6 protein-coding genes are annotated in these 6424 nt (G+C 43.7%); 5 read left to right on the top strand and 1 reads right to left on the bottom strand.

Annotation, left to right across the window (positions count from 1 at the left end; translation table 11 throughout):
* Positions 1 to 145 precede the first annotated feature (145 nt).
* The gene (locus ACHAL6_RS14465) at positions 146 to 577 is read left to right on the top strand and encodes a GNAT family N-acetyltransferase (protein ID WP_395271381.1); all 432 of its coding nucleotides are present in this window, start codon (positions 146 to 148) and stop codon (positions 575 to 577) included.
* A 100-nt stretch (positions 578 to 677) separates the two neighbouring features.
* Here the strand turns inward: ACHAL6_RS14465 and ACHAL6_RS14460 are convergent, their stop codons facing one another.
* A complete protein-coding gene (locus tag ACHAL6_RS14460) occupies positions 678 to 1157 on the bottom strand; it encodes a PTS glucose transporter subunit IIA (RefSeq protein ID WP_395271380.1) in 480 nt (159 codons plus the stop codon).
* Between the two features lie 363 nt (positions 1158 to 1520).
* On the opposite strand from ACHAL6_RS14460, the gene ACHAL6_RS14455 reads away from it, so the two are divergent.
* The 4 genes from ACHAL6_RS14455 to ACHAL6_RS14440 are packed head-to-tail and all read left to right on the top strand — an operon-like array spanning position 1521 to position 6187.
* Positions 1521 to 2486, top strand: coding sequence for a polysaccharide deacetylase family protein (locus ACHAL6_RS14455; protein ID WP_395271379.1), 966 nt, complete (start codon positions 1521 to 1523; stop codon positions 2484 to 2486).
* Between the two features lie 52 nt (positions 2487 to 2538).
* The gene (locus ACHAL6_RS14450; protein ID WP_395271378.1) at positions 2539 to 3228 is read left to right on the top strand and encodes a response regulator transcription factor; all 690 of its coding nucleotides are present in this window, start codon (positions 2539 to 2541) and stop codon (positions 3226 to 3228) included.
* A gap of 33 nt (positions 3229 to 3261) precedes the next feature.
* Positions 3262 to 4659 carry a sensor histidine kinase gene (locus tag ACHAL6_RS14445; RefSeq protein ID WP_395271377.1) on the top strand — a complete coding sequence of 466 codons (1398 nt, stop codon included), beginning with the start codon at positions 3262 to 3264 and terminating at the stop codon, positions 4657 to 4659.
* Between the two features lie 4 nt (positions 4660 to 4663).
* The gene (locus ACHAL6_RS14440) at positions 4664 to 6187 is read left to right on the top strand and encodes a hypothetical protein (RefSeq protein WP_395271376.1); all 1524 of its coding nucleotides are present in this window, start codon (positions 4664 to 4666) and stop codon (positions 6185 to 6187) included.
* Positions 6188 to 6424: the final 237 nt, after the last annotated feature.

Here is a 6424-nt window from a genome sequence, read left to right as displayed (position 1 = left end):
TATTTGGCGCTGTTTAAAATCTGTAATCGAAAATAGAATGTCATTTGAGAATATAGTATAATTATCACTATAGATTCAGACGTAATAATGCATTTGTTGTATATACTGAATGGTTTATTTCATTTTCAAATTAGGATGGTGTGGTATGGATAAAAGAATCTATCGAAAACTGGGGATTTGCGATTTGGATTTAGTCTGTCAGATGGAGGGAGATTTTCGCAGTAATTTCATTTGCGAAGAAAATGCGCGTCTGTTTTTAGCAAATCCTATGTGCCTTATTTTTGCTTGTATTGAAAACAATAGAGTGATCGGGTTTGCATATGGTTACGAGCTTAACAGATTGAATAATATAGGAAATATGTTATATATCCATGAAGTTAGCGTACTTCCCGAATTTCAGCGACAAGGTGTCGGCAAGCATATTTTAAGCGGAGTGAAGTCATTGTGCAAACTTACTGGTATATGCAGATTTTTTCTTGTTACAGAAAAATCTAATCGAGCCGCTTGTGCTTTGTATGAATCAGTCGGTGGAGAATCTGCTCATGATGACGATATTACTTACTTTTTCAATCTCTGACGTCATTACTGTTCATAATCAAAGCTTTTTATGTTACGAAAACAGAAAACACAGAAAAAGAAGTTCACCGTAAAGATGAACTTCTTTTTGCGTTTCGATTCTATTTTGCTTTATAGGTCAGTACGGTTGTTTCACCGGCTTCGACATCAATGCCTACATGGGGTTCGAAGCTCTTCAGGACATCCATATCTGTGAAGATCACTGGAGTAATCAGTGAAAATCCTTTGGATGTGATGAGCTCACGATCGATCTTTACGATCGGATCACCTTTCTTGACTTTGTCCCCCTGCTCTTTCATAGCGGTGAATCCTTCACCGTTCAAGGAGACTGTATCCAGTCCGATATGAACCAGAATCTGTACGCCCTTGTCCAGTGTCATGCCGAAGGCGTGCTTTGTACCGAAAAGCATAGTCAGCTCACCATCAGCAGGTGCCACGAAGGTGTCTCCGGTGGGGTCGATGGCCAGGCCATCGCCAGCCATTTTTTCAGCAAAGACTGCATCTGGCACATCTTTGATATCTATAGTCTTTCCTGATACAGGGGCAACAATTGCGCCTTCTTTCTTGAACATTCCAAACATTTTATTCACTCCTCTAAAATTGATCACTTTTCTGGCAGTTCATCAGAACAGGCCCTTATGAAAAATGAACGGTCTATTTATCTAATTCTACAATTAATCCCTCTATATTGCAATTCCATTAGAACGCATGGAGGTGAACATCTTGTAAAGGTTAAGAACAGATGTAGAATATTATTATCATTCTGCTATATAATCAAATTGTGATAACCTAAGGAAGACAGAACAGATGAATCAACTGTGCACGAATCTATGGTAGAATAAAAATGGTATGTGTATGCATATGATTTACGGAAAATGAATCTGCTTTGTAACAAAATAGATGTTGATATTTCATACAATGGATATAGATTAACCGGAGGGTTTATGAAAAAAAATAAGAATATATTCAATAACAGTGGAGGGACGTACTACAGAACCCAGAAGAAATCCAAAGGGATTCTGATCACCGTCCTGTTTGTGCTTGTCATCGGATCGGTTTTAGGTCTCACAATCTTTAAGCTCATAGGAGAAGATAAATTCACTTCGAAGACGCCCATCGTGGTGGAGCCAGAAGCGGAAGAGGAACCTCTTCCTGAAGTCATAGAGGTGAATCCGAAGGATCTGGTGAAGAACGCCAATCATATCCACGAGGCTTCGGACTATGCCTATAGTACCAGGGATGTGAGAAACTGGATCACTGGGGTGGAAGCCTATGAGGGCGAGAAGATCGCCTTTCTGACCTTTGATGATGGACCAAGTCCACAGAATACAGGGAAAATACTGGATATCCTGAAAGAGAAAGATGCAGCGGCAACGTTCTTCACCATCGGCACCAGTATTGAAAACAGTACTACTTCAGGAGATGTGCTGAACAGAATCCTTGAGGAAGGAAGCGCCATTGCACTTCATAGTTATACCCATGTATATGAGAAGCTTTATCCTGGCAATACAGCAGATAAGGAATTCATAAAGGACGAGATGGATCTTCTTCAGGAGAAGATCAGAGAAGTGACAGGAAAAGAGGATTTCAAGTCCCATGTGGTGAGATATCCTGGAGGTCACATGAGCTGGAAAGGCATTGAAGAGGCTGATGCATATCTCAATGAAGATGGAATAGAGTATATCGACTGGAATGCCATGAATGGAGATTCAGAGCCTACAGCAAGAAGACCCAAAGATCCGGAAGCCCTTGCGGCTTTTGTCATGGAGTCCCTTGTGTACACCAATGTGAAAGATGTGATTGTGGTGCTCATGCACGATGCGGAGAACAAGACAATGACAACAGAGTCTCTTCCCATGATCATTGATACGCTGAGAAATGAAGGATACAGCTTTGGTATTCTGAAATAAAAGGAAACACGGTAGAAGAAGAAAAACTGAATCAATAGGAAGGTGAACTTAAATGAAGATACTTATTTGCGAAGATGAATCCAGCATCAGAGCGTTCCTGAAAATCAATTTCGAACGCAACGGGTTTTCCGTCATAGAAGCGGGCAGCGGAGAAGAAGCATTGAGACTGACAGAACTTGAAAAACCACATGTGGCAGTGCTCGATGTGATGCTTCCGGGTATAGACGGATTTGAGGTCTGCAGAAGATTAAGAGAGACGCATCCGAACATCGGCATCATCATGCTGACAGCGAAAGGGCAGGACCTGGACAAGATTTCAGGGCTGGAACATGGCGCGGATGATTATGTGGTGAAGCCTTTCAATCCCACTGAGTTCATTCTCAGAACAAAAGCCCTGATCAGAAGACTGGAGGATGCCAAGGGCATCGGAGAAGAAGGAAAGCTTCTTGTGAGCCGCGTCTTCACCATGGACAAGTATTCGCAGACCCTAAGAAAAGGGGAAGAATACATTGAACTGACACCAAAGGAATTTGCGATCATGAAGATCTTTCTGGAAAATGAAGGAAAGGCTTTCTCAAGAGACGAGCTTCTGAACCTGGTATGGGGCTATGACTTCATAGGGGATCCGAAAATTGTGGATGTGAATATGAGAAGACTGAGAGCGAAGATCGAAGACAACCCTTCCGAACCCCAGTACATCGAGACTGTATGGGGAACCGGATACAGATGGGGCAAAGAATAGCAATAAATTCACGAAAGGTTAAAAGGGAGTACTATGAGGTTAAGAAACAGTCTGAAATCCAGACTAGCCATAAGCTATCTGATCATCATCATCGTGACTCTGGTCATTACAGATATCGCTTTAGCCAGTGTGCTTCGTTCCTATTTCAACAACAACGTAAGAGACACCTTATACAATCAGCTCTCCGTGGCGACGGACACCTATGCCAGGTATTATGCGGATGACACACTGGAACAGAATGTGGCCAATGACGAGGATGCTTTCTGGAGGCAGTCAAGTGCCATGGTACAGATCATCAGTCTCGAAGGCAGTGTGCTTCTGGATTCCACTGGAAACAGACCGGAAGGGGTCCTGGAGGCGGAGGATGTGCAGCTGGCGCTGGAAGGAAACAGCGGATCCACGATCTACACCCATCCTGTCACAGGAGAAAAGCTTATGGCGGTTTCAAAGCCGCTTTATGGAAACAATGAAATCGTAGGTGTACTTCGGTTCATCACTTCCTTGAGAGGGGTGGAGAGCTCCATGGGTATCATCATCATGAACTTCATTGTCTTCGGCATCGCGGTGATCATCATTTCCACGTTCATCAGCAATATTCTGGGGATGCGATTCATACGCCCCATTGAAAAACTGACAAAGACGGCGGAAATCATGGCGACAGGAAACTATAATGTGGTCAGCGTGAAAATGCATGAGGATGAGATCGGAAAGCTTTCCGATACCTTGAACCACATGGCCAGTGAAATCAAGAAAAAAGAGGAACTGAAAAATGATTTCATTTCTTCCGTCTCCCATGAACTGAGAACTCCGCTTACTTCCATCAAAGGGTGGGCGGTGACGCTGAAGGATCCTTCCACCGATTACCAGCTTCTGGAACAGGGCCTGGATATCATTTCCAATGAAAGCGATAGACTGAAAAGCATGGTGGATGAGCTGCTTGATTTCTCGAAATTTGTTTCAGGAAAGATCACACTGGAAAAGGAACGCATTGATGTGCGTGAACTTTTCGACTTCATCCATCATCATATGGAGAATCGGGCCAATCGTGAGAAAAAGAAGCTTATCATAGAAAAAGAGGAAGAAATGGGCACCATCTATGCAGACCTCAACAGACTGAAGCAGGTATTCATCAATCTTCTGGATAATTCCTTCAAGTTCACAGAAGAAGGAAAAGGAGAGATTTCACTGCGGATGATCAGAAATAAAACCGGGGTGGATTTCATCGTGGAAGATAATGGAACCGGAATATCCGAGACAGACATTAAAAATGTGAAGGAAAAGTTCTATAAAGGAAAGACTTCGAATTCATCCAATGGAATCGGACTTTCCATCTGTGATGAAATCGCTCTTCTCCATGGAGGAGAACTGCTCATAGAAAGCGAAGTGAATGAGGGAACGAAAATCACCCTCAGGCTACCACAAGGAGTGTAGTGTCATGAACAAAGAAAACTGGTATAAAAAAGGAATAGGACTTCTGCTGGGTCTTCTTCTCATGCTCACTTTATCCGGATGCTCCTTTGGTATGGACGATGTGAAGGCAAGTGTCATGAAGCCCCATACACCAGGAATTTCCATTGAAGGAAGGTATGTCTTTCAAGATGTGATCAACCTGGAAGAAGGGAAATTCGTGGATGAAACGAATTTCAGCGATTTCACAGCGGAGTTTTCAATGCAAGGGGCCAGAGTAGGACTTGAGCAGGTGGAACTGCCGGGATACATCTCCAAGCTTGTGAACACCTTCGATTATTTTCTGGAGAAGTACAGAGTGAATCCGTCCAGGCTCAAGCTGACGAAGGAAAGCCTCGAGGTCATCAGGATCAACAGCACAGACCGCGCCTTCTATGAGGTGTTCAGGCTGGACGAGGAGCACATCGCCGTGGTCAAGGGTAATAATTTCATCACCCTTTCCAGGGTCCAGGATGAACCCGCGGAAGTATTCATTATGGATGAAGCAGCGTCCGAAGAGTTCGGCGGTGCACCTGAAGCTGCAATGGCAAATGACAGTCTCTTCGAACCAAGAGCAGGCGTACTCATCGGTCTTCGTGGGGAACGAGATGAGGAAACGCTGGAACAGAGCTACAGAACGCTCTGGATCACAAACGATGGTGAAATCCAGGAAGTGTATGAAGTGGACAACATTCTTTTTCCAAGGAAAGAGTTCTGGAAGCTGGAAGTGCAGCGGGATGAAGTGGATGGCACGGAAAAGGAAAGACTGAATATCTATGCCATCACAGGAACCCCCAGCAATGTCAAAGACAAAATCGACTACAACTACCCGAGCACCTTCCTGGAAGTCGAGTTTGTCGGGAATAATTATGTAAGCCTTGTCTCTACAGAATCAGGTGACGCATCAAATGCCAATATGCCCAAGGCCATGACCATTTCGGTAGACAACTACAATAATTACAGACCGGCGAACATCAATGAACTGGATCCGAAGGATGGCGTGACAGCTTTCATAAATTCTGCAGATCAGGTCATAGAAAGAGAAGAGGCACTGGAGAAGGAAACCGTGAGCAAGGAAAATCTGTTCAGCAGTTTCATCCTGAAGAGGCACCATGGGTACTGGATGATGGAATCAAGACTTCTTGCCATGAATGAGGAAAATGAGGAACAGGTCTATAAAGTGCCCATCGCGCTTAAACCGGTTCGGGACATTGTGACATATGATGATCTGACAGTCCCTTGGGTCAGTGTCAAGGAGCGTGTGCCGCAGGCCATCGATGCATTCAATGCGCCGGGGAACAGCTTCCTTCTGGTAAGAACACCTAAGTACCTTATGATGTATAATATCATCGGCGTAAATGAGATTGCGGAAGAACCACTGCAGCTCATCGAAATCAAAGAAGAAGAAGAAATCATCATGGCAGAGTGGGCGAGAGGTGAATTCGTGAAGAGATGGACCGATGTGGTTTCCGCACATGGAAGAAAAATCATATTCGTCCAGAACAGAAAATGACCATAAAGACACTACAGCCTGCAGATGAGGGTAATCTTTTCTGCAGGCTGTCATTGTATGTGTCCGGCTCCGGGAGAATAAATATCAGATGCTCTTTCATCGGATCTGGCTTATACGATACAGGATAGCGTATACCTTATGAATATTTTCTTAAGGTGCAAATTATAAATTAACAAAATCAGTTATTTAGGATACAATGTATTTGATAAGATTTGACAAATGAATTCAGATAGTGAA

The organism is Proteiniclasticum sp. C24MP (genome assembly GCF_043951855.1).
In the GTDB taxonomy this organism is placed as follows: Bacteria; Bacillota; Clostridia; order Clostridiales; family Clostridiaceae; genus Proteiniclasticum.
Note: the sequence above shows the minus strand (reverse complement) of the source record. Positions and strands in the feature narration are given on the sequence as shown.

Coding starts and splice junctions, on each gene's coding strand:
- ACHAL6_RS14440 (WP_395271376.1), top strand. CDS start 4,664: ATGAACAAAGAAAACTGGTATAAAAAAGGAATAGGACTTCTGCTGGGT.
- ACHAL6_RS14450 (WP_395271378.1), top strand. CDS start 2,539: ATGAAGATACTTATTTGCGAAGATGAATCCAGCATCAGAGCGTTCCTG.
- ACHAL6_RS14465 (WP_395271381.1), top strand. CDS start 146: ATGGATAAAAGAATCTATCGAAAACTGGGGATTTGCGATTTGGATTTA.
- ACHAL6_RS14445 (WP_395271377.1), top strand. CDS start 3,262: ATGAGGTTAAGAAACAGTCTGAAATCCAGACTAGCCATAAGCTATCTG.
- ACHAL6_RS14460 (WP_395271380.1), bottom strand. CDS start 1,157: ATGTTTGGAATGTTCAAGAAAGAAGGCGCAATTGTTGCCCCTGTATCA.
- ACHAL6_RS14455 (WP_395271379.1), top strand. CDS start 1,521: ATGAAAAAAAATAAGAATATATTCAATAACAGTGGAGGGACGTACTAC.